General features: G+C 70.4%; 21 protein-coding genes, 1 tRNA gene and 1 pseudogene. 9 read left to right on the top strand and 14 right to left on the bottom strand.

Going from position 1 to position 25,751, the window contains the following annotated elements; genetic code table 11:
- Positions 1-48 precede the first annotated feature (48 nt).
- From BLV72_RS09035 to BLV72_RS09045, 3 genes are all read left to right on the top strand, one after another.
- Complete coding sequence (locus BLV72_RS09035) at positions 49-324, top strand: hypothetical protein (protein WP_093461451.1); 276 nt, start codon at positions 49-51, stop codon at positions 322-324.
- Positions 325-482: 158 nt separating this feature from the next.
- The gene (locus BLV72_RS09040) at positions 483-1,997 is read left to right on the top strand and encodes an alpha/beta hydrolase (RefSeq protein ID WP_093461453.1); all 1,515 of its coding nucleotides are present in this window, start codon (positions 483-485) and stop codon (positions 1,995-1,997) included.
- A gap of 13 nt (positions 1,998-2,010) precedes the next feature.
- Positions 2,011-2,664, top strand: coding sequence for a hypothetical protein (locus tag BLV72_RS09045; protein WP_093461454.1), 654 nt, complete (start codon positions 2,011-2,013; stop codon positions 2,662-2,664).
- Positions 2,665-2,776: 112 nt separating this feature from the next.
- Here the strand turns inward: BLV72_RS09045 and BLV72_RS09050 are convergent.
- Both BLV72_RS09050 and BLV72_RS09055 read right to left on the bottom strand, forming a co-directional pair.
- Positions 2,777-2,965 (bottom strand): annotated as a pseudogene (locus BLV72_RS09050) (transcriptional regulator); the annotation flags it as partial.
- Positions 2,966-3,339: 374 nt separating this feature from the next.
- Positions 3,340-3,411, bottom strand: a tRNA-Val gene (locus BLV72_RS09055).
- A gap of 287 nt (positions 3,412-3,698) precedes the next feature.
- Here BLV72_RS09055 and BLV72_RS09060 point away from each other — a divergent pair.
- The 3 genes from BLV72_RS09060 (at position 3,699) to BLV72_RS09070 (ending at position 6,433) form a co-directional block, all read left to right on the top strand.
- The gene (locus BLV72_RS09060) at positions 3,699-4,997 is read left to right on the top strand and encodes a hypothetical protein (protein ID WP_208906010.1); all 1,299 of its coding nucleotides are present in this window, start codon (positions 3,699-3,701) and stop codon (positions 4,995-4,997) included.
- Positions 4,998-5,062: 65 nt separating this feature from the next.
- Positions 5,063-5,293, top strand: a complete 231-nt coding sequence (locus BLV72_RS09065) for an FmdB family zinc ribbon protein (RefSeq protein WP_078641178.1) — start codon at positions 5,063-5,065, stop codon at positions 5,291-5,293.
- Positions 5,294-5,527: 234 nt separating this feature from the next.
- A complete protein-coding gene (locus tag BLV72_RS09070) occupies positions 5,528-6,433 on the top strand; it encodes a DUF4383 domain-containing protein (protein ID WP_093461457.1) in 906 nt (301 codons plus the stop codon).
- A gap of 42 nt (positions 6,434-6,475) precedes the next feature.
- Here the strand turns inward: BLV72_RS09070 and BLV72_RS09075 are convergent, their stop codons facing one another.
- The 4 genes from BLV72_RS09075 to BLV72_RS09090 form a co-directional block, all read right to left on the bottom strand.
- On the bottom strand, positions 6,476-7,138 hold the full coding sequence (locus tag BLV72_RS09075) for an O-methyltransferase (RefSeq protein WP_093461459.1): 663 nt from the start codon (positions 7,136-7,138) through the stop codon (positions 6,476-6,478).
- 134 nt (positions 7,139-7,272) lie between these two features.
- Positions 7,273-8,133, bottom strand: a complete 861-nt coding sequence (locus BLV72_RS09080; RefSeq protein WP_093461460.1) for an HAD family hydrolase — start codon at positions 8,131-8,133, stop codon at positions 7,273-7,275.
- Complete coding sequence (locus tag BLV72_RS09085) at positions 8,130-11,270, bottom strand: phosphoribosyltransferase (RefSeq protein WP_093461462.1); 3,141 nt, start codon at positions 11,268-11,270, stop codon at positions 8,130-8,132. The genes BLV72_RS09080 and BLV72_RS09085 overlap by 4 nt, the downstream gene beginning before the upstream one ends.
- Positions 11,271-11,331: 61 nt before the next feature.
- Positions 11,332-12,519: an HpcH/HpaI aldolase/citrate lyase family protein gene (locus tag BLV72_RS09090; protein WP_093461463.1), complete on the bottom strand. Its 1,188-nt coding sequence runs from the start codon at positions 12,517-12,519 to the stop codon at positions 11,332-11,334.
- A gap of 234 nt (positions 12,520-12,753) precedes the next feature.
- Between BLV72_RS09090 and BLV72_RS09095 the strand changes: the two genes are divergently transcribed.
- Positions 12,754-13,947: a TerD family protein gene (locus BLV72_RS09095; RefSeq protein WP_093461465.1), complete on the top strand. Its 1,194-nt coding sequence runs from the start codon at positions 12,754-12,756 to the stop codon at positions 13,945-13,947.
- A gap of 78 nt (positions 13,948-14,025) precedes the next feature.
- On the opposite strand, the gene BLV72_RS09100 is transcribed toward BLV72_RS09095, so the two are convergent.
- The 6 genes from BLV72_RS09100 to BLV72_RS09125 form a co-directional block, all read right to left on the bottom strand.
- Positions 14,026-14,754 (bottom strand): TerD family protein, encoded by a 729-nt coding sequence (locus BLV72_RS09100; RefSeq protein WP_093470263.1) that lies wholly within the window; start codon positions 14,752-14,754, stop codon positions 14,026-14,028.
- 164 nt (positions 14,755-14,918) lie between these two features.
- Positions 14,919-16,112, bottom strand: coding sequence for a DUF475 domain-containing protein (locus tag BLV72_RS09105; protein WP_093461466.1), 1,194 nt, complete (start codon positions 16,110-16,112; stop codon positions 14,919-14,921).
- 52 nt (positions 16,113-16,164) lie between these two features.
- Positions 16,165-16,740: a TerD family protein gene (locus BLV72_RS09110; protein WP_059146703.1), complete on the bottom strand. Its 576-nt coding sequence runs from the start codon at positions 16,738-16,740 to the stop codon at positions 16,165-16,167.
- 172 nt (positions 16,741-16,912) lie between these two features.
- A complete protein-coding gene (locus tag BLV72_RS09115; RefSeq protein WP_009718272.1) occupies positions 16,913-17,488 on the bottom strand; it encodes a TerD family protein in 576 nt (191 codons plus the stop codon).
- Positions 17,489-17,588: 100 nt separating this feature from the next.
- Positions 17,589-18,047, bottom strand: coding sequence for a peroxiredoxin (locus BLV72_RS09120; protein WP_093461468.1), 459 nt, complete (start codon positions 18,045-18,047; stop codon positions 17,589-17,591).
- A 129-nt stretch (positions 18,048-18,176) separates the two neighbouring features.
- Positions 18,177-18,617, bottom strand: a complete 441-nt coding sequence (locus BLV72_RS09125; RefSeq protein WP_014060347.1) for a DUF3052 domain-containing protein — start codon at positions 18,615-18,617, stop codon at positions 18,177-18,179.
- A 472-nt stretch (positions 18,618-19,089) separates the two neighbouring features.
- Between BLV72_RS09125 and aceE the strand changes: the two genes are divergently transcribed.
- On the top strand, positions 19,090-21,819 hold the full coding sequence (gene aceE / locus BLV72_RS09130) for a pyruvate dehydrogenase (acetyl-transferring), homodimeric type (protein ID WP_093461469.1): 2,730 nt from the start codon (positions 19,090-19,092) through the stop codon (positions 21,817-21,819).
- A gap of 958 nt (positions 21,820-22,777) precedes the next feature.
- Here the strand turns inward: aceE and BLV72_RS09135 are convergent.
- Positions 22,778-23,176 carry a peptidase inhibitor family I36 protein gene (locus BLV72_RS09135; protein ID WP_093461471.1) on the bottom strand — a complete coding sequence of 133 codons (399 nt, stop codon included), beginning with the start codon at positions 23,174-23,176 and terminating at the stop codon, positions 22,778-22,780.
- Between the two features lie 126 nt (positions 23,177-23,302).
- On the bottom strand, positions 23,303-24,904 hold the full coding sequence (locus BLV72_RS09140; protein ID WP_093461472.1) for an MFS transporter: 1,602 nt from the start codon (positions 24,902-24,904) through the stop codon (positions 23,303-23,305).
- Positions 24,905-25,031: 127 nt separating this feature from the next.
- On the opposite strand from BLV72_RS09140, the gene BLV72_RS09145 reads away from it, so the two are divergent.
- Positions 25,032-25,697, top strand: a complete 666-nt coding sequence (locus BLV72_RS09145; RefSeq protein WP_093461474.1) for a TetR family transcriptional regulator — start codon at positions 25,032-25,034, stop codon at positions 25,695-25,697.
- The last annotated feature ends 54 nt before the right edge of the window (positions 25,698-25,751 follow it).

A 25,751-nucleotide genomic window follows, 5' to 3' on the forward strand; every position in this document is an offset into this window, starting at 1 on the left:
AGACTCGTTCACGTGCCGAGACAACCGGACACGAGACGGAGAGACGCGATGCGCAAGGGTGGCTATGTGGCCCTTGAGGCGGTCGGGTTGGTGATCACAGCCCTGGCCGCCCAAACGGCGATCCGCGGTTTGCTCGACCGGGACTCCGAGGTGCTGTGGTCCATCCTCGACTGGGTCCCTGGGGGCCTTACCGGCCGGCTCATCCTCCTCGGATGCATCGCGCTCGTCGGAATGGTGGCCGGTGGCTGGGCACACACCCGCCAGAGACCGAACACCGGGCGGGCCGGTGATTCCGCGGGAAGCCGCGACCAAGGCACGACCTGACGCCATCCGGGACCGCAGACGCGCACCTATGGCATGTGCGCCGACGCGCCCCGCCGGGGGAGAGGGCTCGCCGTCCACGCGCTCAGCCCGGCCGCCCCCGACCTCCACACCCTCGCCCGTTCCGACGCCCCCGTGCGCCCCCTTCAGGAGAACATCAAATGCGCAGAAAAACCTTGTCCCTCGCACTCGCCGCCACCACGGTGGGGGCGACCGCGGTGGCGCTGACCGTGATTCCGGAAGTGTCGGTGGCGACGCCGGACACGGCGGCGGCGACGCCGGAGACCGTGCGATGGGGCCCGTGCTCGGACGAGAAGGCCGAGTCACCCCGTAAGGCCGCTTCACCGCGTCTGGAGTGCTCGACACTCGACGTCCCGCTGGACTACCGCAACCCCGACGGCCGCCAGATCGAGATCGCGATCTCCCGGCTGGCGAGCGAGAAGCCCTCGCAGCGCCGCGGCGTGCTGCTGACCAATCCGGGCGGCCCCGGCATCACAGGACTCGGCTACCCGTTCGCTCTCGCCACCTCGAAGCTGCCGCAGAAGGTGCTGGACTCCTACGACGTGATCGGCTTCGACCCGCGCGGCGTCGGCCGCAGCACCCCGGTGACCTGCGACCTGACCCAGGCACAGCGGAACCGCGGCAACGTCCCGCCGTACGCGCACACCGCGGCCGATGTCGCGCGGGAGGCGAAGAACGCGCGGACCGTCGCCAAGCAGTGCGCCACCTCGAAGACGGCATCGATGCTGCCGCACACCACCACCGCGAACACCGCGCGCGACATGGACCGTATCCGGGCGGCGCTGGGCGAGCCGAAGCTCTCGTACCTCGGCGCCTCCTACGGCACCTACCTCGGTGCGGTGTACACGACGATGTTCCCGGGGCACAGCGACCGGATCGTGCTCGACAGCAACCTCGGCCCCGGCGGTTACGACGTCACGGCCATGCGGTTGTTCGCGCGTGGGCTGGAGGACCGCTTCCCGGACTTCGCGGCGTTCGTTGCCGCGCACCCCGAATACGGCCTGGGCACCACTCCGGAGCAGGTGACCGCGAAATTCTTCGACCTCGCGAAGCGGTTGGAGGCGAAACCGGTCCGGGGTATCGACGGGACGTTGTTCCGCGGGATCACCTTTGACCGCCTCTACAGCGATACGTCCATGCCCTCGGTGGCCGAGATGTGGCAGGCCCTCGACAAGGACCGGCCGCTGCCGCCCGACACCCCGCCGTCGATGGACAACATGGAGAACTTCATGGCCGCCCGTCTTTATGTGATCTGCGGTGATTCGCGCTGGCCGCGGACGGTCCGGGAGTATCAGCGGAACGCCGCGGTCGACCGGGTGAAGTACCCGATGCTGGGCGGGGGCGCGGCCAGCATCGGGCCGTGCGCGTTCTGGCCGGACAAGCGGGTCGAGCCGCCGGTGAAGATCGGTGACAGGGGCCCGTCGAACGTGCTGATGGTGCAGAACGAGCGCGACCCGGGGACACCGCTGGCCGGCGCCCAGAAGCTGCGGCGGGCGTTCGGGAAGCGGGCCACGATGGTGACGGCCGACCAGGGCGGGCACGGTGTCTATCCGTTCGCCCCCAACACGTGCGCGAACAACGCGGTGACGGCATTCCTGACCACCGGACAGCGCCCGGCGCAGGACCTCGCCTGCGCGGCGGAGCCGAGCAAGTAACGGGAGTCGAGGCATGTTCAAGGACTTGCGGCATCGTCGGGCTGTCCAGCGGGTCAAGCCCGGCGACGGGCGGGCGCTGAAGCGTTTTCGCTGGTGGCAGATGCTGTCCCGGGCACTGTTCTACCTCCGGTTGATGAACGACGACGGCCGGCAGACGGTCTACGCCGTCGACATCAGGCATCAGAATCAGTCGTCCGGCAAGGTCATCGCCCATCTGTACCTCGATGGCAGGCATCACGCCGAGTCCAAAGTCCCTGCCGTCTTCCCCGTCCGGGGCGGCACCGTCGAAGTAAGGGCGAGCACCTTCGGACTCAAGCGCTGCCATTACGTCACCGCCGAAAGGACCGAGCACCAGCTCATCCCGGACCCGCACTCCGCCGAAGGCCGCCGCGCCCGTTTCGACCGATCGCACCCCGCACTGAGCCGCTGGATCGGCTTCCTCTCGGTCATCGTGCTCGCCATCGGCCTGGTGCTGCTGATCCTCCAGCTCACCGAACAGGTCACCCGGGCCCCGGAGGGCGTCGCCCAGTACGTCGGCACCTTCACCTCGCCCATCCATCTACCGGCCTGGGGCAACACCGTGGTCGGGCTCTGCACCGTGGCGGCCAGCACGGAGCGGGCGCTGCGGCTGCGTTACCACTGGCTGCTCGACGGCGGGGCGGGATGAGGCGATGAGCAGGTGGGCAGCTGACCACGTGGCCGGCCGGCCGTCAGCCTCCTCTTCGTCCACTTGGGGCCGCTGACCGCGGGCCGGGCCAGCGGCCTTTGCGCGCCCTGAGTCAGCGCAGGGCCTCGATGGCCTTCAGGCTCAGGGCCCGCGCCTCGGCCCCGTACACGGCCATGCCGCGCAACTGCTCGAACACCTTCGGATACAGGGTGATCTCGGAAGGCTGGATGATGTTGACCTCCGCCGAGACGAACTCCACCGACACGAGGGTGTCGTCATACACATGGAACGTCTCGCCTGGCCGGGTGTCTCTTCGACCCGGTCACCTCGTCCTGGGCGCGGATCACCATGACCGGGGTCATGACCGCCCGGCTCGACCACGGCGGACCCCGTGATCTGTGGGCCGAGCGGGAACCGCTGCTCACCCAGTGGCGGGACGCCGGGCGGCCGGGCCACGAGCGCTACGGCCTGACGGTCTCCCGGAAGGCGTGCACACGCTGCGGCTGGACGAGCCGGATGGTGTGGGCCGGCGGCTGCCGGACTGGGCCGACCGGACATATCCCGGACCCGGTGGCCCAGGGATGTGGCAGCTATGTGGCATCCAGGCAGCGAACGGCCCCCCGTCCCGCATGGGTTGGGGGGCCGATTCAGGCTCTCACCTGCGATCAATCACTGTGGGCGCAGACGGGTTCGAACCGCCGACATCTGCCTTGTAAGGGCAGCGCTCTACCGCTGAGCTATGCGCCCTGGGGGAGCTGTCAGCCTACAGGGTCCCCGGGGTGGTGCCGCAATCGTGAAGGCGGCCCGGGGAGGGGCCCATATCTGGGGTTCGGGCGAGAGAAGTCCGCAGATCGCGAACCGAACCGAGCGCTGTGTTCGTCAGTGTCGGGTGGGAGAATGACATTCGGACCTGGGCGATCCATCGGGAGCGGGTAGTGGCGGCGACATCTGCAGGGTCTGCGCGTCCATCGCGGGAGTCTGCGCGTCCGGGAGCCCGTGTGCGTCGCTCGCGCCGTCCCTCCGTGCTCGGGTTGATGTTGCTGCCGGTGCCGTTGTTGGCGGTGGTGGGGGCGCTTTCGTTCGCTGGTGGGAGCGGGGGGCGGCGGTGGTTCGGGGGGCGGGGGGAGAGTCAGCGGGCCGAGGCGCAGGCGGCCAAGGACGCCGCGGCGGCGGCGTTCTATGAGCTGGACACGGCGCAGCGGGATCTGCGGATCTCCATCGAGACGATCACCGCCGTGGACGATTCGCCCGCCGCGCGCCGGACGGTGGCCGACTTCTCGGCGCTGGGGCAGCGGATCGACCAGGTCAGCCGGGACTACATCACGGCGGTGGACGCGCATGATCTGGATCGGGACGATCTGGACGCGGCGACGGCCTCCCGGGCGCGCGCCGATCTGACCAGCGCGAAGGACGCGCTGGAGCGCACCAAGGCGGATCTGGACCGGTTCGCGCAGGGGCTGGGGGCGCTGCTGGAGCAGGCCGAGACGCGGCTGGCGCGGCTGGCGCCGGCGGTGGAGCGGGCGCGGCAGGCGTTGCTCGCGGCGAGTAACGCGCTGGACGCGGTGCGTGCGTCGGGGCTGCGGGCGGATGATCTGGCGGCCCGGCTGGCGGCGCTGTCGCCCGAGTTGACCAAGCTCAACCAGGGGGCCGGGCAGCACGGTGTGCAGGAGACCCTGCGGCGCGCCGATGATGTGCTGCGCGGGGCGGAGGCGGTGCGCGGGGAGGCCGAGCGGCTGCCGGAGCGGGCGGCGGAGATCGACAAGCGGCTGGTGTCGCTGCGCACCCGTGCGCAGGCGATCACCACGCGGACCGCCGGGGTCGAGCCCATCCTCAGCGAGCTGCGCCGCCGCTACACCGCGGCCTGCTGGCAGGATCTGCAGCAGGTCCCCGCGCAGGCGGCGCGGGATGTGGCGCAGGCCGAGGAGAAGCTCAAGGAGGCGCAGACGGCGCGCGAGGAGCAGCGCTGGCCGGACGCCACCGCGCTGCTGGCCACCGTGCGGGCGCTGCTGAACAGTACGGACGAGGCCGTCTCGGCGGCCGGGGACCGGCTGCGGCGGCTGGACGAGGTGTCGTTCGACCAGCAGAAGGAGATCGAGCGCACCCGGTTCGCGATCCGCGACGCCCAGCGGCTGGCCATGGCCGGGCGCTCCACGCCCGATCCGCGCCACGCGCGCCCGCTGGACGACGCCGTGGAGCGCCTGGAGCGGGCCATCACGGGGCTGGAGGGGCGGCATCCGGACTGGTGGCACTTCCTCTCCGAGACCGAGGCCGTACGGCAGACCGCCGCCCGGGTCGTCCAGGGGATTCGGGAGGAGCGGGGCAGCGGGCACTGAGCCCGCGTGCCAGGGGCCCTGTCGTTCGGGGGGCTGACCTGCGGTGCGGTGGTTATGCTCCTGCCATGCCTCGCTACGAGTACCGCTGCCGCGCCTGCGGCACCACCTTCGAGCTGAACCGGCCGATGGCCGAGTCCTCCGCTCCCGCGTCCTGCCCGGACGGGCACGGCGACACGGTGAAGCTGCTGTCCACCGTGGCCGTCACCGGCGCCTCGTCCTCCTCCGCCTCCTCGGCGCGGCCCCCGTCCGGCGGCGGTGGCGGTGGCGGCTGCTGTGGGGGCGGCTGCTGCGGCTGAGGGGTGCGCCGGTGTTGAGCTGAGGGTCAGCCGGTGTTGAGCTGCGGTTGAGCCGACGGGGACGGGGGCGGATGCTGGGAGGTACGTACCCGTGCCGCGCCTCCGTACGTACGCCACGCACCCGGATGTGCGCGCGTACGTCGTGTACGCGACGGTGGCGTGGCGTCCGCGGGTACCGCCTCGACCGCGCGGAGCGCGAAGCCGAGGTGCGGCGCCAGCAGAAGGAGGCTGGAGATGGCAATGGGCCGCCCCTCCCCCATCGGTCCTCACCCCGCCGGAACCGCACGGCACTTCCCGGAGCGGATCGGCGCGCACACCTCGCTCGATGAGCATCTACCGGTCGATCACCGGCTCAGCAAGTTCTATCGCGTCGGCGCCGGGCTCATGGGGCTGGTGCTCGTCGCCTTCGGCATCCTGGGCCTGATCGACCAGGTCGGCTTCTTCGACATCGGCGGTGACACGGTCGCCGGGCTGAACACCAACGGCGCGCTGAGCGTGCTCTCCATCGTCATCGGGCTGCTGCTGTTCGTCGGCATGGTCATCGGCGGCAACTTCGCCTCGACGCTCAATATGGTGCTCGGGATCCTCTTCCTGCTGAGCGGCTTCATCAATCTGGCGGTACTGGAGACCACGTTCAACTTCCTGGCGTTCCGGATGCAGAACGTGCTGTTCAGCTTTGTGGTGGGGCTGCTGCTGATGTGGTTCGGCATGTACGGACGGGTCAGCGGCGGGCTGCCGCATGACAATCCGTACTGGGTGACCCGCCACCCGGAGCAGGCCGAACGCGAGGCCGTCCACGCCCGGGACCTGATCGCCGCGCGCGGGCGCGCCGCCGAACAGACCGGTACGACCGCCCCGCCCGGCACCCCGCTCACCCCTGGAGCCCCGGGCGGGCCCGTTACGGCCGGTGCGGGGGCAGAGGGAGGCCGTGAGTCCGCCGAGCGACGCGGTGCATCCGGTGAGCGACACGAGTCCGCCGAGCGCCGTGGGGCCGCCGAGGAGTCGGGTGAACGGCGCGGTCAGCCGCCCGGTAAGTGGGGCAAGCTGGATCAGCCCGGCGGTGCCGAGCCCACTGCCAAGCCCGACAAGCCCGGGAGCCGCCGCTGGACCCGGTTCCTGCGGCGCCCCCGCTCTCGGTGACGCGGTCGGCCAGGCCCTCGTAACGCGGTCGGTCCGGCCGCCTCAGCCCAGCCGACGCGCGAGCGTCAGGCCGTCGGCGACGGTGAGCATGACCGCCTCCATCCGGACGTCCGCCGCCACATGATCGTTGAACGCCTGGATCGCGGCGCCCGCGGTCGACGGCGTCGAGGCCGTGACGGCCCCGTGGTAGAACACGTTGTCCGCGACGATCAGACCGCCGGGGTTCATCCGCGGGACCAGCTCCTCCCAGTACGGGATGTAGTTCTCCTTGTCCGCGTCGAGATAGGCGAGATCGATATGGGGCTCGGCGGGCATCGCGCGCAGGGTGTCCAGCGCGGGCGCGATCCGCAGGTCGATACGGGCCTCGACACCGGCCTTGGCCCAAGCCTTTCGCCCGTACGCCGTCCACTCCTCCGACACATCGCAGGCGATCAGCCTGCCGTCGGCGGGCAGCGCCTGGGCCATGGCCAGCGCGGAGAAGCCGGTGAAGGTGCCGACCTCGACGATATGGCGCGCGCCGACCAGCCGGACCAGGAAGGCCAGCAGCGGGGCCTGCTCCTCGGCCGACTGCATCCCGGCCTGCTGGGGGAGGCTGCGGTGGGTGACCTCGACGAGCTCGCGCAGCACGGGGTCGAGCGGCGGATTGTGCCGCAGGACGTAGTCGTACAGCTCGGCCGTGATCGGTGTGCTCTTGCTCTCGGCCATCGCGGCCCCCTTCGGTCTGCTCGGCTTCCCGGGCGATGTCGCACATGCCGACTGTGGTGACGTGGTGACTGTAACCCGACGTCACGACAGCGCGAGAGATTCCGAAGGGGGCCCTGGACGGGTGGGGGGACGGATCAGTCCCGGCCGCGGGAGACGGCGCGGATGACCTGGCTGCGGGCGCGCGCCCAGGTGACGGAGGAGCGTTCGCCCAGGGCGCGGACGATGGCCTCGCCCGCCGCGACGCCCGTCTCCTCGACCACGGTCACCTGGGGTGCCGTCCAGCCGACGTCGGCCAGTTCGCCATGGCCGGGGCGCCAGGCGCGGTCGGCCGCGAGCAGCAGATCGGTGTCGAGCAGCGAATCGCCCGCGGCGAGCACCTCGTCCGCTCCGGTGCGGTTCCTGATCTCGGCGACGGCCGCGCTTTTGGTGAGCGGCTTGGGCACGGCGTAGATCTTGCGGCCCTGTAGGGAGACCGTCCAGCCGCGCGGCTCGGCCCACTGTGTGAGCTCCTTGACGTACTCCTGGGGCAGCAGCTCCCGTTCGACCACGAGATAGGCGAAGAGCTCCTCGGCCACCCGCTCCTTGAGCAGCCAGGCGGGGTCGGCGGTGGCGCTGAGGTGGGCGCGCACCTCCTCCAGGGGGGCGCAGGCGTCGCCGAGGGCGGTACGGACCCGCTGGTTCCAGTCGGCGTCCGGCTCGCCGTTCACCAGCAGCTGGCCGCCGTTGGCGCAGATCGCGAAGCGGGAGGCGGGGCCGGGGAGGCGGATGCGGCGGTACTGCTCGACGGTGCGGGTGGTCGTGGGGACGAAGACGGAGGTGCGGACCAGCTCGGCGAGCAGCCCGGCGGCGGTCTCGGTCATGTACGACAGCGGTCGGCCCTCGTACGTCTCGACGCACAGCAGCCGCGGGGCCTCGGCGTCCGGCATGTCGAGGCCGAGCGCGGCCGCGGAGTAGATCAGGGTGCGGTCGAGATCGCTTGCCACCAGGACGCTCATCGTGCGGCCACCGTTCTTTCGTCTCTGTTGGCGATGCCCGCCGTGTTCGCCTCGTGTTCCGTGCCTGTGGTGTCTGCTGTGTCTGGTGTGCCTGCTGTGTCTGGTGTGCCTGCTGCGGTCACTGCTTTTCCGTCGGCCCCGGTGGCGCCCCGGGTGTAGCGCGGGTGGATCAGCCCGACGCAGGTGTACGGAAGCCCGTCGATCTCCTCGACCGGCACTCCGCGCTGCTCGGCGAGCAGCCGCACATGGTCCAGGTCGGCGCCCGCGCCGCGCTGGGCGAGGATCTTCCACGGGACGCGCCGCAACAGCACCCGGGTGGTCTCGCCGACGCCCGGCTTCACGAGGTTGACGTCGTGGATGCCGTACTCCTGGCTGATCCGCTCGACCGCGGCCCACCCCTCCCAGGTGGGGGTGCGGTCGGTGGCCGCGAGCTGCCTGGCGTCGGCCATGGCGGCCTCGGCGACCTCCGCGAAGCGGCCCGAGACGGTGTCCAGGAAGTATCCGGAGACATCGGAGTCGGCGAGTTCGCGGTAGTACTTCGCGCCGTGGAAGTCGTTCGGGCCGACCAGGTCGGCGCGGAGCACGGTGCGCGATATCAGCCCGGAGACGGTCGAGTTGAGGCATGCGGAGGGCACGAGGAAGTCGTCCCGGGTGCCGTAGGTGTCCACACAGCGGCCGGGGTCGGCGAGGACCGCGATCCGCGGGTCGAAGTCCGGGTACGGGGCGAGGGCGTCCGACAGCTCGCGGGTGATGGCGCCCTTACCGGTCCAGCCGTCGACGAAGACGACGTCGGACGGGTCGTGGTGGTCCGCCAGCCAGCGCAGCGCGGCGGTGTCGATACCGCGGCCGCGCACGATGGAGACCGCGTAGTGCGGGAGGTCGAGCCCATGGGCGTGCTGCGCCCAGCGGCGCATCAGCACCCCGACGGGGGTGCCGGCGCGGGCGAGCGAGACGAGGACGGGGCGCGGGGAGCGCTCGGCGAGCACGGTCTCGGTGACCGCGCCGACGGCACGGGCGATCCGGGCGGCGGAGGCGTCGAGGGCGGCCCGGAAGAGCTCCTGGTAGCGCGCGTTCGGCTGGTACTCCACGGGCAGCGACTCGGCGTAGTGCGCGCCCCCGCTCTGGATCGCCTCCTCCCGCTCCTCGGTGGGCGCTTCGAGGGTGACGTGGGAGAAGTCCTGGAGCAGCCAGCCGACCTCTTCGGGCGCGTAGGACGAGAAGTCCGGTCCGCGCAGGGGCTCGTACGACGGTTGGTGCATGGGCGGAGCCTGTCGTTCGGGGACGGTGCGGGGGGTGGGTGGGGTCTGGGGGCGGTACGCCGGGACGACGGCCAGGACCAGCCGGTCCGTATGCGCGCTCAGCGCGGCGAGCAGCCCGCCGGGGGCGTGCAGCGCGGGCGTGTCGGCGGTCGAGTCGACGACGGCGACGACGGCGTCGAAGCGGCGGTGCGGATCGGCACCGGGCGCCACGTTGTAGGCGTAGCGCGGCCCGGGGCCGTCGGCGGGCTCGTCGTGCGCGGGGAAGGTCAGCCGGGTGCGGATGGCGTACCCGGGGTCGTCGACGGCGAGCACGGGTGAGCGGGTGGTCGTCGAATACCGCACCTCGACGCCGTCGAGGACGTCGTCGAGCGCCTTCGCGATGCGAAGCGGCGCGTACATCAGCTCCTCGAACCCGAGGACGAGGACGCGGCGGGAGGCGGGGCGGGGCGGCCGGGGCCGGTCGGCGGTGGCGCCGGCGCCACCGCCGACCGGCCCGGCCGGGATGGCCGAGGCGGGCGCGGTCCGGCGCGGGGCCGTGGCGGGGTTGTCGGCGGCCGCGGAGGGGTTGTCAGCGGGCGCGGCGGCGTTGTCGGCGGGCGCGGCGGCGTTGTCAGCGGGTGCGGAGGGGTTGCCGGCGGGTGCGGCGGCGTTGTCAGCGGGTGCGTCCGGCGCGGTGTGGCCTCCGGGGGACGTGGGGGCGCCGTCGGCGGGCGGGGTCGAGTGGTCCCCGGCGGGCGGGGCCGGGTCGTCCGGCGCTTGCGCCAGCGCGTTCGCGAGGCGGGTGGCCATGGTGGGGAGTGCCGCTTCCAGGCGGGCGCGGTGGGCGGGGGTGAAGCCGTGGCGGCCGCCGTCCGGGAGCCCTTCGGGCCAGCCGAGGTCCACGCGGGCCACGGCCGGGCCCGCGTCGGGGGTGGCGCCTGCCGGGGGGGCCGTGGGCACGGCGCCTGCCGGGGGTGTCGTGGGGGCGGGCACGCCCTCGTGGTCCGGGGCGGTCGCCGCCTCGTGTGCGGCCACCAGCTTCGCGCCGCGCTCCAGGACGTCGTCCGGCAGGTGCACCGTTCCGGCCGCGGCGGCGACCAGGTCGACGCGGGCGCCGAGGTCGGCCGCGAAGGCGTCCAGGCGGGCGCGGTCCTCCGGCGAGCGCACGTCCACCAGCGCGACCACCACATAGTGGTCGCGGGGGAAGCGGCGGTGGAGGGCGGCGATGGTGTTCAGGACCGTACGGCCCGTGGAGAACTCGTCGTCCACGAGGACCAGGGGGCCCGTCGAGGCCAGGAGCCCCGGGTCCTCGGGGAGCAGCAGATGGGACGTGGCGTGGCTGTGCTCCTCCTCGAAACCGCCCACCGTGGCGACGTCCGGGACCGGGCGGCGGGTGGAGTGGAGGTACGGGGCGAGGGCGAGCCCGTCGGCGACGCAGTGGCCGAGCCCGGTGGCGGTCTCCGCGTACCCGAGCACCACCGCGCGCGCCGCCGCCTCGTCGCCCAGCAGCTCCCGCACCCGGCGGCCGAGCCGCACGCCCGCGTCGTGGACGATGGCGGGGCGCTGCGGGACATGCTTGCCGAGCACGTTGGAGACCAGCAGATGCGCCCGCTTGGGGTTGCGCCGCAGGGCGAGCCCCAACAGCTCACGCAGCTCGGCGCCGCCGTCGCCGCCCCGGCCGCTGTCGTTCCGGCCGCTGACGCCGTTCCCGCTGGTGACGCCGTTCCCGCTGGTGACTCTGTCGCCGCTCTGACTGCTGACGCCGCCCCGGCCGCCGTCACCCTCGCCGCCCCGGCACTCCTCGCCGCCCCGGCGCACCTCGCCGTCCCGGCCGCCGTCCAGCCGTACTCCCAGCCGGTCCGCGACCCACTGTCCCGACCACACGTTGCCCACGCTCACGCCGCCCTGCGCCTCGTTTCCATCGTCGCTCGTCCGGGGTCCGTCCCGGGCCCGGTTCGCTCTACGTCCGCAGGCTGGCCGCCAGCAGTTCCACGAAGCTCACATCCTCCCGGGCGACCCCGAAGACCTCCGCGCGCCGCAGGGTCCGCTCGGCCCACGCCCGGTGCGGCTTCACCTCGTTCATTTTGTTGGTGTACGAGGAACGCAGCACCCCGCCCCCGCAGCGCTGGGGCTCCAGGATGTCCACCGCGTCGCTGAACTCCTCGTGGCTGACGACGGACAGCGCGTGCACGGGGGCCACATGGGTGGGGTGGATGCAGGTCTTGCCCTGCAGACCGTTGGCCCGGTCCAGTTCGATCTCGCGCAGCAGCCCGTCCATGTGGTGCTCGATCAGCGCGGTGCGCAGGGATTCGGCGCGGCCGCTGCTGAAGGGGCTGATCCGCAGTTGTGGTTTGAACATCCGCTCATGGGGTTTGAAGTACTCCCACACCGGCCCGGTTATCGTGAAGCCCGTGCCGTCGGCCCGGCCCAGCATGTTCACCACGTCCGCGATCACGGACGCGACCAGCTGGACGTCGTAGGCGGTCATGTCCGGCGCCCTGCGCAGCCCGTACGCCGAGCACAGATCGGTGACCCCGAGGCGCAGCGCCAGCACCCGCTCGCGGTACTTGTCGACAATCCGGCTGATGCCGCTCAGGGTGTCGGTGCGCGTCTCGCGGTGCATCAGCTCGGGCGATTCGAGGACCGGCATCGCAAACAGCCGCCGTCCGCCCAATGCCTCGGTCACCTGGGCGTTTTCGGCCGACATCAGCGCCTCGAGGAAGGCCCGGCCGCGCTCCTCGGTGAACTTCGGCAGTACGAATCCGGACAGCAGCCGCACCCCCGCGCCGAGCCGAGTGACGAGATCGACGATCTGCTCGGGGGTGCGGACCCGGATGAAGAGCAGCGGCAGCGGGGTGCCGGGGCCGAGCCCGGACAGCTCCGCGAACTGCCGTATGAGGTTCTCCTCCGCCCCCGGCACCTCGGCGTCGTCGATGGAGTCCTCCAGGCACAGCACCATGGACACCACGCCGCGACCTGCCTGTTTGACGATGTCCTCGGCGAGCCTGGGCCGGGTCGCCGGGCAGTACAGGGTCGCGCCGAGCGCGACGGCCAGCGTCCGGGCGGGCGAGTCCACGCCGAATTCAACGGGCTCGCGATGAAAGACGCTCGCCCGCACCTCAGCCGGCAGATGTTCGAAATGCCGCATCTAACTCCCCGTACTGCCGGTACGCCGCCTCGGCCACGCTGACCCGCGGTTGGCCGATAATCGTACGTGCGGCCCTGGGTCAAAAGTTCCCCAAGGGCGTGAAAATCACGTAACCCATGTGCGTCCGCATGGTGTCCGGCATACCCGCCCTGCCGCCCTGTACCACCTCCCCGCCGCCACCCGCCCCGCACCCTGCGTTGTCCCAGCACCCCCTGGGAAGGCAGGATTGCCGCCATGACGCAGGCGATGCTGAAGGGATCGAACATCCCGCTGGAGGCCACGGCCATACGCGCGGTGTTGCGCTGGACCCCCGGCACGGACGTACCCGACGTGGACGCCTCGGCGCTGCTGCTGGACGCGGACGACCGGGTGCGCGCGGACGAGGACTTCGTCTTCTACAACCAGCCGAACCACCCCTCGGGTCTGGTCCGGCATCTCCCCAAGAAGCCGAACCAGGGCGCGCTGACGGACACCATCGAGGCCGAGTTCACCGGGCTGGAGCCGGCGGTGCGCCGGGTGGTGCTCGCCGCGTCCGCCGACGGCGGCACCTTCGGACAGGTGAGGGATCTGAGCCTGCTGCTCTACGACGCCTCGTCCGGTGCGCCGCGCGAGGCGGACGCCGAGCCGATCGCGATCTTCGCGGTGCTGCCGGAGACCGGTAAGGAGGCCGCGCTGATCTGCGGTGAGCTCTACCGGCGCGGCGACACCTGGAAGTTCCGGGCCCTGGGACAGGGCTATGAGACGGGGCTGGTCGGGCTGGCCACGCAGTACGGGATCTCGGTGGAGGACGGCGAGGCCGCGGGCGGCCCGGACGGCGACGGAGCCGCGGCCCCGGCCAGGCCGGAAGGCGGCGCCGCTCCGGAGCCCCCGGCCACCCCCGCCCCCGAGCCCCTGACCGCCGGCGCTCCGGAGCCCCTGGCCGCCCCCGAGCCGCTGGTCGCTCCCGAACCACCCGCCACCGCGGCGCCCCCGGCCGCCGCCACTCACGCGCCCCCGGCGGGCCCCGGCACGCCGCCCCCGTCGTCGTCCGAAGCGCCGACCCGGCCCCACTCCCCGGCCCCGGCGTACGGCTATCCGCACGCGGCGTCGCCCGACCCCTGGGATCCGCACCGCACCCAGCCCATGCAGCCCCCCACGGCGCACGGCGACAGCGGCTTCGGCTATGTGCCGCCGCAGGCCCCGCCCCAGCCGCCGCAGGCCCCGGCCGCGGGGTATCCGCAGCCGCCCGGCCGGCCCCCGGCACAGCCCGGCTACGGCTATCCGCCCCAGCAGCAGACGTACGGCTATCCGCAGCCGCCCGCGTACGGCTATCCGCAGCAGGTGCAGCCGACGGGGCCGGTGGCGCCGCCCCCGCTGCCGATCCCCGTCCAGGTGCCGGACCCGCATTTCGTCCTGCCGCCGCAGGGGCCGCAGTTCCAGAACAGATAGCTCCGGAACGGACGGATGGGGGCGGGGCCGCGGGACGGGCGGGTCACACCGTGACCCGGCCGCACCACGGGCAGCCGGTCACACCTTCGACTTGTAGCCCCGGCCCCACTGGAGGCCCCATCCGTACAGCCGGTCCAGCTCCGCCTGGAAACCGTAGACGTACTTCACCTCGCGGCGGACCATCATCTCGCCCTTGACGTTCTCGATCAGCACGACGGCGCAGGAGCGGGCCTGCGGGGCCCGCTCGTCGAGCGCGATCTCCACCCGCGGCCCATTGCTCGGATAGAGCGTGACCAGGCCGTGGGTGCGGTCGAAGGCAGGGGTGCCGTCGTAGATGTAGACGAAGACGAGCAGTCGCTTGATGTCGTCCTTGTGGTCCATGTTGACGTAGACCGTCTCGCCCGATCCGGAGCCGAACCGGTCGTCCCCGCTGAGCTTGACGTACGGCGCCTCGTTGAGATTGCCGAAGAATTCCCCGAGCGGCTGCACCACGCCCTTGGTGCCGCTCTTCAGCTCGTACATCACCGCGAGGTCGAGGTCGACATTGACCATCGCGGGCCCCTGGGCCTGCACCGGCTCGGGCTTGAACATCCGCAGGGGGTGGCGCAGCGAGCCGCGCCCCGCCCTGCTGTTGAAGTCCGAGGTGCGCATCTGCCAGGAGAGATTGATCCGCAGATTGCCGCTGGCGGCTCCCTGCTTGGTCAGCGAGATCGTCGATTGCCGCTTGGTCAGCTCGACCACACCGGACGCGTCGCCGCTCTCGAACTCACGCCACGCGGACCGTCCCCAGTTGCTCCAGAACGCCATGGTGCGCACCCCCACCCTTCGTGGCTCCGCTGCCTCAAAGCCGATCAACTGCCGCGGGGCGGCCGGGAGGTCGGAAGACCTCGGCCGCCCCGCTCAGAGCGTTCCTCAAACACCGCCGCGTCACACTCCCGGAGGTCGGTCTCCGGGAGTGACTTCGGTCGGACTCAGACTCCGGAGGTGACTTCCGTCTTGGTCTCCGAGCCCTCGCCCTCGGCCGCCAGCCGGCGATTGCGCACCACCGAGGACCAGTACGAGGCGGCGATCAGCACCACGCCCACCAGGCCGGTGATGACCTCGTTGATCTCGTACTTGATCGTGACCAGCAGGATGACGGCGAGCGCGCCGATCGCGTAGTGCGCGCCGTGCTCCAGGTAGACGTAGTCGTCCAGGGTGCCCCTGCGGACCAGGTAGACGGTCAGCGACCGGATGTACATGGCGCCGATGCCCAGACCCAGCGCCATCTCGAAGATGTCGTTGGTGACCGCGAAGGCGCCGATGACCCCGTCGAAGGAGAACGACGCGTCGATGACCTCGAGGTAGAGGAACAGGAAGAACGCGGCCTTGCCGGCGAGGCCGGCCACGGAGGCACCGCTGGAGCCACGCCCGCCGCTGCCGTTGAGCTGGGCGTTCGCGGCGCTCTTGGTCTCCTCGCCGTCCTCGTCAGCGCCCTTGGCCTCGTCGGCCTCGTCGTCGTCTTCCTCCTCCTCTTCGAGCTTGTCCTCGAAGTAGCTGGAGATGCCGCCGACGATCAAGTAGGTGACCAGACCGGCGACACCGGCCAACAGGACGGTGGAACTCTTGTCACCACCGCCGTGGGCCACGTCCGTGGCCACGGTGGTGGCGGAGATCAGCAGCACGACCAGGGCGACGACGACCGAGAACGTGTCCAGCCTGCCCAGCTTGGCGAGCGGCTTCTCCAGCCACCCCAGCCACCTGATGTCCCGGTCCTCGAAGATGAAGTCGAGGAAGATCATCAGCAGGAAGATCCCACCGAAGGCCGCGATCGCCGGATGCGCCGCCGTGACCAGGTGCTCGTACTTGTCCTTGTCGTTGATCGCGAGATCGACGGCCTCGACGGGACTCAGCTTCGCCGTGATGGCGACGATGATCACCGGGAAGACCAGACGCATACCGAAGACGGCGATCAGAATGCCGACCGTCAGGAAGATCTTCTGCCAGAAGGCGTTCATCTTGCGGAGAATGCCCGCATTGATGACCGCATTGTCGAATGAGAGCGAGATCTCCAGGATCGAGAGGATCCCGACGATCGCGAGCCCCTTCCACCCCCAGAGGACGCCGGCCAGGGCCAGACCGATCACCGTGATGGCGAACGACCAACCAAAGGTTTTGAGGAGCACTTCCTACCCAATCCTTCGTCGTAAGGTCTCCCCCGCGCGTTATTACGCGGCTTTACGAAACGTTGACTCCGAAGTCTAGAGCGATGCCGCGCAGACCCGACGCGTACCCCTGCCCCACGGCCCTGAACTTCCACTCGCCCCCATAGCGATAAACCTCGCCAAAGATCATCGCGGTCTCGCCGGAGGCGTCCTCGGAGAGGTCGTAGCGGGCCAGCTCCTGGCCGTCCGCCTGGTTCACCACCCGGATGAAGGCGTTGCTGACCTGCCCGAACGTCTGGCGCCTGGTATCGGCGTCATGGATCGAGACCGGGAAGACAATCTTGTCGACCTCGGCCGGGACCTTGACCAGATCGATCAGCAGGGACTCGTCGTCGCCCTCGCCCTCCCCGGTGAGGTTGTCGCCGGTGTGCTCGACGGAGCCCTCGGGGCTCTTGAGGTTGTTGTAGAAGATGAAGTACTCATCGCCGAGCACCCGCCCCGACTGGCACAGCAGCGCGCTGGCGTCGAGGTCGAACGGCGCTCCGGTGGTGGAGCGCGCGTCCCAGCCCAGGCCGATGAGCACGTGTGTGAGATTCGGAGCGGCTTTGGAGAGGGAGACATTGCCCCCCTTGGCGAGTGTGACGCCCATGATGCTGATTCCTCCCCGGGGTGGTGCGTGGGTGATGCGCGTCCGGCGCCGCACCCCTGCCTCTGGGGCGCGGGGGTGCGGCGCCGGATGGCCTCGCGCGCAGGCCGCATGCGGCCTCGTACGGGCCCCTGAACAGCCTTGGACGGCCGGTGACGGCCCTCGAACGGCTCGCTCAGACGTTGACGCCGAAGTCCTGCGCGATGCCGCGCAGGCCCGAGGCGTACCCCTGGCCGATGGCGCGGAACTTCCACTCCGCCCCGTTCCGGTACAGCTCGCCGAAGACCATGGCGGTCTCGGTCGAGGCGTCCTCGGAGAGGTCATAGCGGGCCAGCTCATTGCCGTCGGCCTGGTTCACCACACGGATGAAGGCGTTGCGGACCTGGCCGAAGCTCTGCTGCCGGGTCTCGGCGTCGTAGATCGACACCGGGAAGACGATCTTGGCGACATCGGCGGGGACGCCCGCCAGGTTCACCTTGATCTGCTCGTCGTCGCCCTCGCCCTCACCGGTGATGTTGTCACCGGTGTGCTCCACGGAGCCGTCGGGGCTCTTGAGGTTGTTGAAGAAGACGAAGTTCTGGTCGTTGCCGACCTTGCCCTCGGCGTTGGTCAGCAGGGCGCTGGCGTCGAGGTCGAAGTCCGTGCCCGTGGTGGTGCGGGCGTCCCAGCCCAGACCCACGACGACCGCGGTCAGGTTCGGGGCTTCCTTGGTCAGCGAGACATTGCCGCCCTTGCTGAGGCTGACTCCCACGAGTCCTCCCAAAAAGGTTCGTCAGGAGCACTGTGTGCCCCTTCATCAAAGGTTTCCCATCAGGATCAACGCGTCGATCCTAGTGAGCGGTTCCCCGCTCCTACAGGGTTTCGAGGGCCTTGACGTAGTCGTTCAGGTCCCGGGCGTCGGGCAGACCGTTGACGATCGTCCAGCGCACCACGCCCTCCTTGTCGATCACAAAGGTGCCGCGCACCGCGCAGCCCTTGTCCTCGTCGAAGACGCCGTAGGCGCGGCTGGCCTCGCCGTGCGGCCAGAAGTCCGACAGCAGCGGGTACTCCAGCCCCTCCTGCTCGGCGAAGACCCGCAGGCTGAACGGCGAGTCATTGGAGACCGCCAGCAGCTGGACCTCGTCGTTGACGAACGTCGGCAGCTCGTCACGGAGCGCGCACAGCTCGCCGGTGCAGACGCCGGTGAAGGCGAACGGGTAGAAGAGCAGCACGACGTTCTTCTCGCCCCGGAAGTCGGAGAGCCTGACCGACTCGCCGTGCTGGTTCTTCAGCTGAAAGTCGGGGGCCTTCGCACCGACCTCTATCGCCATGGGGGATATCCCTTCGCTCACGTTCGAAAGATCACGTTCGAATGATCATGTGGTGCGCGTCCACCCTACGTGCAGAGCCCCCCTCCGAAAGGGAACGGAGGGGGGCTCTGAGGTGTGGATCCGCCAGCCTCAGCGCTTGCCGCTACGAGCGGCCTTCGGCGTGACCAGACGGCTGCCCGTCCAGTCCTTGCCCGCGTTGAAGCTCTTGGTCTGGGACAGGCCTGCGGTGGTCGCGGCCTCATTGATGTCGCTCGGCTCGACATAGCCGTCACGGCCGGTCTTGGGCGTCAGCAGCCAGACCGGTGCGCCGTCGTCGATCATCTGGATGGCGTCCACCAGCGCGTCCGTCAGATCGCCGTCGTCCTCTCGGAACCACAGCACAACGGCATCGGCCACATCGTCGTACTCCTCGTCGACGAGCTCCTGGCCGGTGATCTCCTCGATGGACTCGCGGAGCTCCTGGTCGACATCGTCGTCGTAGCCGATCTCCTGGACCACCTGTTCGGGCTGAAAACCCAGCCTCGCGGCAGGGTTGGTCCGCTCCTCCGCGTGGTCCGCGGTCGCGCTCACGGATTGCCTCCTGTCATCTTGCATTCACTCTTCGAGTCTGTGGGGCCCCGCGCGCGTACGCGAGGGCTTGGGCGTAGTCCACACGGGCCGGGCGGATCGCGCAAGTACCCGGCCAGCGATCCCGCCCAAACGTTGACGTGTCGCCGCAACTCCCATCATGGAGGAACGACACGCAACGGCGCGCGGCCGACCGTATTGCCCGAAGATGTCCGGCTTACGTGTGTGTCTAGCCACCTTACGCCGCCCCGGCGCCGAACGGCCGTACGCAGACGACCCCGGTCGTGGGCGTAAGGTTGCGATTCGGCCGTCGCACGCCGAACGGCCGCCGGAGCGCCCGTCTCACCTGGTGATGGTTACCACTCGGTAGAGGTGACGTATCCCGTACCCGAGGTACACGATGGACAACGGCGCTACAGCAGCAGAGCACGAATCCATGTGCGTGCACAGCACGACCGAAAAGCGAAGGAATAGCGTGGCTTCCGGATCCGATCGCAACCCGATCATCATTGGCGGCCTTCCCAGCCAGGTCCCGGACTTCGATCCCGAAGAGACCCAGGAATGGCTCGACTCGCTCGACGCAGCCGTCGATGAGCGAGGCCGGGAACGTGCCCGCTACCTGATGCTTCGCCTGATCGAGCGCGCCCGCGAGAAGCGTGTCGCCGTGCCCGAGATGCGCAGCACGGACTACGTCAACACCATCGCCACCAAGAGCGAGCCGTTCTTCCCCGGCAACGAGGAGATCGAGCGCAAGGTCCTCAACGCGACCCGCTGGAACGCGGCGGTGATGGTCTCCCGGGCGCAGCGTCCGGGGATCGGGGTCGGTGGCCACATCGCCACCTTCGCCTCGTCCGCCTCGCTGTACGACGTGGGCTTCAACCACTTCTTCCGGGGCAAGGACCACGACAGTGGCGACCAGATCTTCTTCCAGGGCCATGCCTCCCCCGGCATCTACGCCCGGGCCTTCCTGCTGGACCGCCTGACCGAGGACCATCTGGACGGGTTCCGTCAGGAGAAGTCCAAGCTCGGTCACGCGCTGTCCAGCTATCCCCACCCGCGGTCGATGCCGGACTTCTGGGAGTTCCCCACGGTCTCCATGGGCCTGGGTCCGCTCGGCGCGATCTTCCAGGCGCGGATGAACCGCTATATGGAGGCACGCGGCGTCGCCGACACCTCCAACTCCCACGTCTGGGCGTTCCTGGGCGACGGCGAGATGGACGAGCCGGAGTCGCTCGGTCAGCTCTCCCTGGCCGCGCGTGAGGGCCTGGACAACCTGACCTTCGTGGTCAACTGCAACCTGCAGCGGCTCGACGGCCCGGTGCGCGGCAACGGCAAGATCATCCAGGAGCTGGAGTCGCAGTTCCGCGGCGCCGGCTGGAATGTGATCAAGCTGGTGTGGGACCGCACCTGGGACCCGCTGCTGGCGCAGGACCGGGACGGGATCCTGGTCAACAAGCTGAACACCACGCCGGACGGTCAGTTCCAGACGTACGCGACCGAGACCGGTGGCTACATCCGCGACCACTTCTTCGGCGAGGACCAGCGGCTGCGCAAGATGGTCGAGGGCATGACCGACGACCAGATCCTGCACCTGGGCCGCGGCGGCCACGACCACAAGAAGATCTACGCGGCGTACGCGGCGGCCAAGGCCCACAAGGGCCAGCCGACGGTGATCCTCGCGCAGACCGTCAAGGGCTGGACGCTCGGCCCGAACTTCGAGGGCCGCAACGCGACCCACCAGATGAAGAAGCTGACGGTCGACGACCTCAAGCGCTTCCGTGACCGGCTGCACCTGCCGATCCCGGACCGGGAGCTGGAGTCCGGCCTGCCGCCGTACTACCACCCGGGCCGGGACTCGGAGGAGATCCAGTACATGCACGACCGCCGCAAGGCGCTGGGCGGCTACGCGCCGACCCGTGTCGTGCGCGCCAAGCCGCTGCAGCTGCCGGGCGACAAGACCTACGCCGCGCTCAAGAAGGGCACCGGCCAGCAGTCGATCGCCACCACCATGGCATTCGTGCGGCTGCTGAAGGATCTGATGCGGGACAAGGAGATCGGCAAGCGGTTCGTGCCGATCGCGCCCGACGAGTACCGCACCTTCGGCATGGACTCGCTCTTCCCCTCGGCGAAGATCTACTCCCCGCTGGGCCAGACGTATGAGTCGGTCGACCGTGAGCTGCTGCTGGCCTACAAGGAGTCGGCGACCGGGCAGATGCTGCACGACGGCATCTCCGAGGCGGGCTGTACGGCCTCGCTGATCGCGGCGGGCTCCGCGTACGCCACGCATGGCGAGCCGCTGATCCCGGTCTACGTCTTCTACTCGATGTTCGGCTTCCAGCGCACCGGTGACCAGTTCTGGCAGATGGCCGACCAGCTGGCGCGCGGCTTCGTCCTGGGCGCGACCGCCGGTCGTACGACCCTGACCGGTGAGGGTCTGCAGCACGCGGACGGCCACTCCCAGCTGCTGGCCTCGACCAACCCCGCGGTCGTCGCGTACGACCCGGCGTACGGCTTCGAGATCGCCCATATCGTCCAGGACGGTCTGCGCCGGATGTACGGCGAGAACAGTGAGGACGTCTTCTACTACCTCACCGTCTACAACGAGCCGATCCAGCACCCGGCCGAGCCGGAGAACGTGGACCGCGAGGGCATCCTCAAGGGCCTCTACCGCTACCGGCAGGGCGAGAAGGGCGCCATCCCGGCGCAGATCCTCGCCTCCGGTGTCGCGGTGCCGTGGGCCATCGAGGCCCAGCGCATCCTGGCCGAGGACTGGAACGTCAAGGCGGACGTCTGGTCGGCCACCTCCTGGAACGAGTTGCGCCGCGATGCCGTCGAGGCGGAGGAGCACAACCTGCTCCACCCGGAGGAGGAGCAGCGCGTTCCGTACGTCACCCGGAAGCTGGCGGACGCGGAGGGCCCGAAGGTGGCCGTCTCCGACTGGATGCGTGCGGTTCCCGACCAGATCGCGCGCTGGGTGCCCGGCACGTACCAGTCCCTGGGCGCGGACGGCTTCGGCTTCGCCGACACGCGCGGCGCGGCCCGGCGCTTCTTCCACATCGACGCCGAGTCGATCGTGCTCGGTGTCCTGACGGAACTGGCCCGCGACGGCAAGATCGACCGCTCCGCCCTGAAGCAGGCGATCGACCGCTACCAGCTCCTGGACGTAGCCGCAGCCGACCCGGGCGCGGCGGGCGGCGACGCGTAGCCGTCTACGACGGCGCGGAGCCGTGACGCGGTAGCCGTCTGCGACGGCAGTGACCCCCGACGCGCAAGCCGTCTGCGACGGCAGTGACCCCCGACGCGGGGGCGGACTGGATCCCCGGCCCGCCCCCGCGTTTTCGTGTGCCCCGGCGCCCCTGTCCGCCATGGGCTCCGCCCCGGGCGGAGCCCATGGCGGACAGGGGGTGGGGTGCGGGGGCGGCACCCCCGCACCCCACCCGGGTCAGGGGCTCCGCCCCCTGGGGCCGGGGTGTGGGGCGGAGCCCCTGACCCGGGCCCGAGCGCCGGACCTGGCACTTCGGCCGGACCCCGGGAGCGGCGGCCGCACCGCAGTGGCCGCCCCACGGGCGGCGGTGGGGCCACCCACCGCCCCCCGCACGGCACGTGACCGCGTACCCAAACGGCACCCGGGGTCCAGGGGCCGAAGCCCCTGGTTCGGGAAAGGGCGGCTAGGGAAACACCCAGACCCCGGACCGACCACGGTCGTCCGACCGGCATCAGGCCAAACCCCGGAGCGGCAAGACCGCACCCGATCGCCGCCACCCCACCGAACGGCGGCCGGAGACCACCACCCCCCGCACGGCGCATGACCGCGTACCCAAACGGCACCCGGGGTCCAGAGGCGGAGACCCTGGTTCGGGAAAGGGCGGCTAGGGAAACACCCAGACCCCGGACCGACCACGGTCGTCCGACCGGCATCAGGCCAAACCCCGGAGCGGCAAGACCGCACCCGATCGCCGCCGCCCCACCGAACGGCGGCCGGAGACCACCCACCGCCCCCCGCACGGCGCATGACCCCGTACCCGAAGGGCACCCGGGGTCCAGAGGCGGAGACCCTGGTTCGGGAAGGGGCGGGTAGGGGAACAGCCCGCCGGGCGGCCCGCGTCCGTCTGGCCGGCATCAGGCGAAGGTGACCGCGGGATCCGGTGTGGGCCCCTGCCCGGTCAGCGTTCCCAGATTTTGAAGGCCCGTACCTGGTACGGGGTTTCGGGGGCCCAGGACCCCGTGGGGTACGTGCGGAATTCGGCCGTCTCCGCGCACTCGGCGCTCTGATACGCCGTCACCGGACGGCCCGTCCGGTTCGCCAGCGAGGCCGCCGTCGTGCCGGACGGCAGGGGGACACAGCTTTCGATGTCGACGCCGGCCAGTTCATGGGTCTGGCGCGCCCCCGTGAAGCCGCCGCTCCGCCACAGGCAGAGCTGACCGGCGGCGCAGTTCCCCAAGCGCGGTGGCGCTGCGGCGGCCCGGGCCGTGGCGGCCGTCGCGGCCGGGGCGAGGGTGGCGGCGAGAGTGGCGGTGAGGGCCAGAGCCGAGACCGCGGCGGCCGTAGTGATCTTGCGCATGTCGTTTTCGCTCCCCGTGTGGAAACCGTGGAAAGAACAGAACGGGAGCCAGCGTGTCCGCCGGCTCCCGTTCGCCACCATGGGGTCGATCGAGGTCCACCCTGATAGGGGGTTGACCGCGAGGGGTCAGATGTGGACGCTCCCGCCGGCCGCCTCCGCGTTCTCACCGCGCTTGGTGAAGCCCGCGACCAGCGCCGCGACCACCGAGACGATGGCCGCCACGGTGAAGGCGAGGCCCATCCCTGACACGAAGGTGTCATGCGCGACGGCCGTGATCTTCCCCGCGATCTCCGGCGGAGTGCTCTTGGTGACCGGGGCGATGCCGACCTCGACGGCGTCCGACGCCTTGGACTCCGCGCCCTTGGGCATCGGCGGCAGCCCGGCGTCGGCCCACTTCTGCGGCAGCGTGTTGTCCACCCTGCCCGCCATGACCGCGCCCAGGACGGCCGTGCCGAGGCTGCCGCCGACCTGCATCGCGGCCTGCTGGAGGCCGCCGGCGACACCGGCGTGCTGGATCGGGGCGTTGCCGACGATGACCTCGGTGGCGCCGACCATCACCGGGCCGAGGCCCAGACCCAGCAGGGCGAACCAGATGGACATCTCGAGGCCGCCGCTGTCCACGTCCAGCCGGGAGAGGCCGAACATCGAGACGGCGGTGATCACCATGGAGGTCACCAGCGGCATCCGCGGCCCGAACTTGGTGATCAGCGCACCGGCCAGCGGCGAGGCGACGATCATCATCGCGGTGAGCGGCAGCAGCCGCAGCCCGCTGTCGACGGGGCTCAGCCCGTGCACGTTCTGCAGATAGAAGGTGACGAAGAACAGCCCGCCCATGAAGCCGAAGGCCATCAGCACCATCAGCACGGTGCCCGCGCTCAGCGCCACCGAACGGAACATGCTGAGCGGCAGCAGCGGCTCCCGCGTCCGGCTCTCCCAGAAGACGAAGACGACGAAGCAGACCACCGACAGGCCCAGGAAGAGCAGCGTGCGCTGGTCGGTCCAGTGCCAGTCGGCGGCGTTGATCAGCGCCCAGATGAGGCAGAACATCGCACCGGACAGCAGCACGATGCCGGGGAGGTCGAAGGAGCGCGGGGCCTTCTCGGCGCGGTGGTCGACCAGCAGCAGGAGCCCCAGAACCAGGGCCAGCACGCCGACGGGCGCGTTGATGAAGAAGACCGACTGCCAGTTGACGTGCTCGACGAGCAGTCCGCCGACGATGGGGCCGGCGGCGGTGGAGGCGCCGATCACCGCGCCCCAGATGCCGATCGCCATGTTGAGCTTCTCGGCGGGGAAGGTGGCGCGCAGCAGTCCGAGCGCCGCGGGCATCAGCAGCGCGCCGCACAGGCCCTGCAGCACCCGGAACACCACGACGAGCGAGACCTCGCCGGAGAAGCCGATGGCGGCCGAGGAGATGGCGAAGCCGATGACGCCGATCAGGAAGGTCTGGCGGTGGCCGAAGCGGTCACCCAGCTTGCCCGCCGTGATCAGCGCGACGGCGAGGGCCAGCAGATAGCCGTTGGTGATCCACTGCACATCGGCGAGCGAGGCGCCGAGGTCCTTCTGGATGGCCGGGTTGGCGATCGCGACGATCGTGCCGTCGAGGGCGACCATCGTCACGCCGAGGGCGACGGTGAGGAGCGTCAGCCATGGATGACCCCGAAGCCCCTTCGGGGGATCGGTTATGGGAGGTTCCGGCGCCGAATCGGCGACGGTGGTCGAAGAGGTCATGTCCGGAGGCTAATGTCAGCCTCTGACAATTGACAAACCGATTCATCCGCCGGTAACTGACGTTTGCGTCACAGGTATCCTGAGCAGCCGCAACGCGGCCCCGAGCCGAAAGAAAGCGAGCCGATAGGTGACAACGGACGAGGCAGTGGCGGCCCCGAAGACGCCACCACCGCCCGGGCTGCGCGAGCGCAAGAAGCAGCGGACGCGGAACGCCCTGGTGCGCTCCGCGCTGGAGTTGTTCACCCGTCAGGGATACGAGCACACGACGGTCGACGAGATCGCCGAGGCGGTCGAGGTCTCCCAGCGCACCTTCTTCCGGTACTTCGCCAACAAGGAGGAGGTCGCCTTCGCCAGCCAGGAGTCGGCCGAATGCCACTTCTTCGCCGCCCTGTGCGGGCGCCCCGCGGACGAGGCGCCGCTGGCCGCGCTGCGCGGCGCGGTGCTCGACGCCTGGGGCAGCATCGGGGACGCGATCGAGCAGATGGTGCCGCCCGAGCTCCATATGCGGATGTACCGGGTGATCGAGTCGACGCCGAGCCTGCTGGCCGTACATCTGCGCCGCACCGCCGAGATGGAGGAGCGGCTGGCGAGCGAGATCGCCCGCCGCGAGGGGCTGGACATCGACGCCGACCCGCGGCCGCGGCTGGTGGTCGCGATGTTCAGCGGAGTGATCCGGGTGTCCGGGAAGCTGTGGGGCGAGGGCGACGAGGACAGCATGGTCACGTTGCGAGACCTCACCGCGTTCCATCTTGATTACGTGGGCCCCACCCTCGCCGAACAATGGGATAAATAGCACCAATTCCGACATAGCTCCCAAGAATTCCCGCCGTCAAACGTGAGATGAATC

Origin of the sequence: Streptomyces melanosporofaciens (genome assembly GCF_900105695.1) — a bacterium.
GTDB lineage: Bacteria > Actinomycetota > Actinomycetes > Streptomycetales > Streptomycetaceae > Streptomyces > Streptomyces antimycoticus.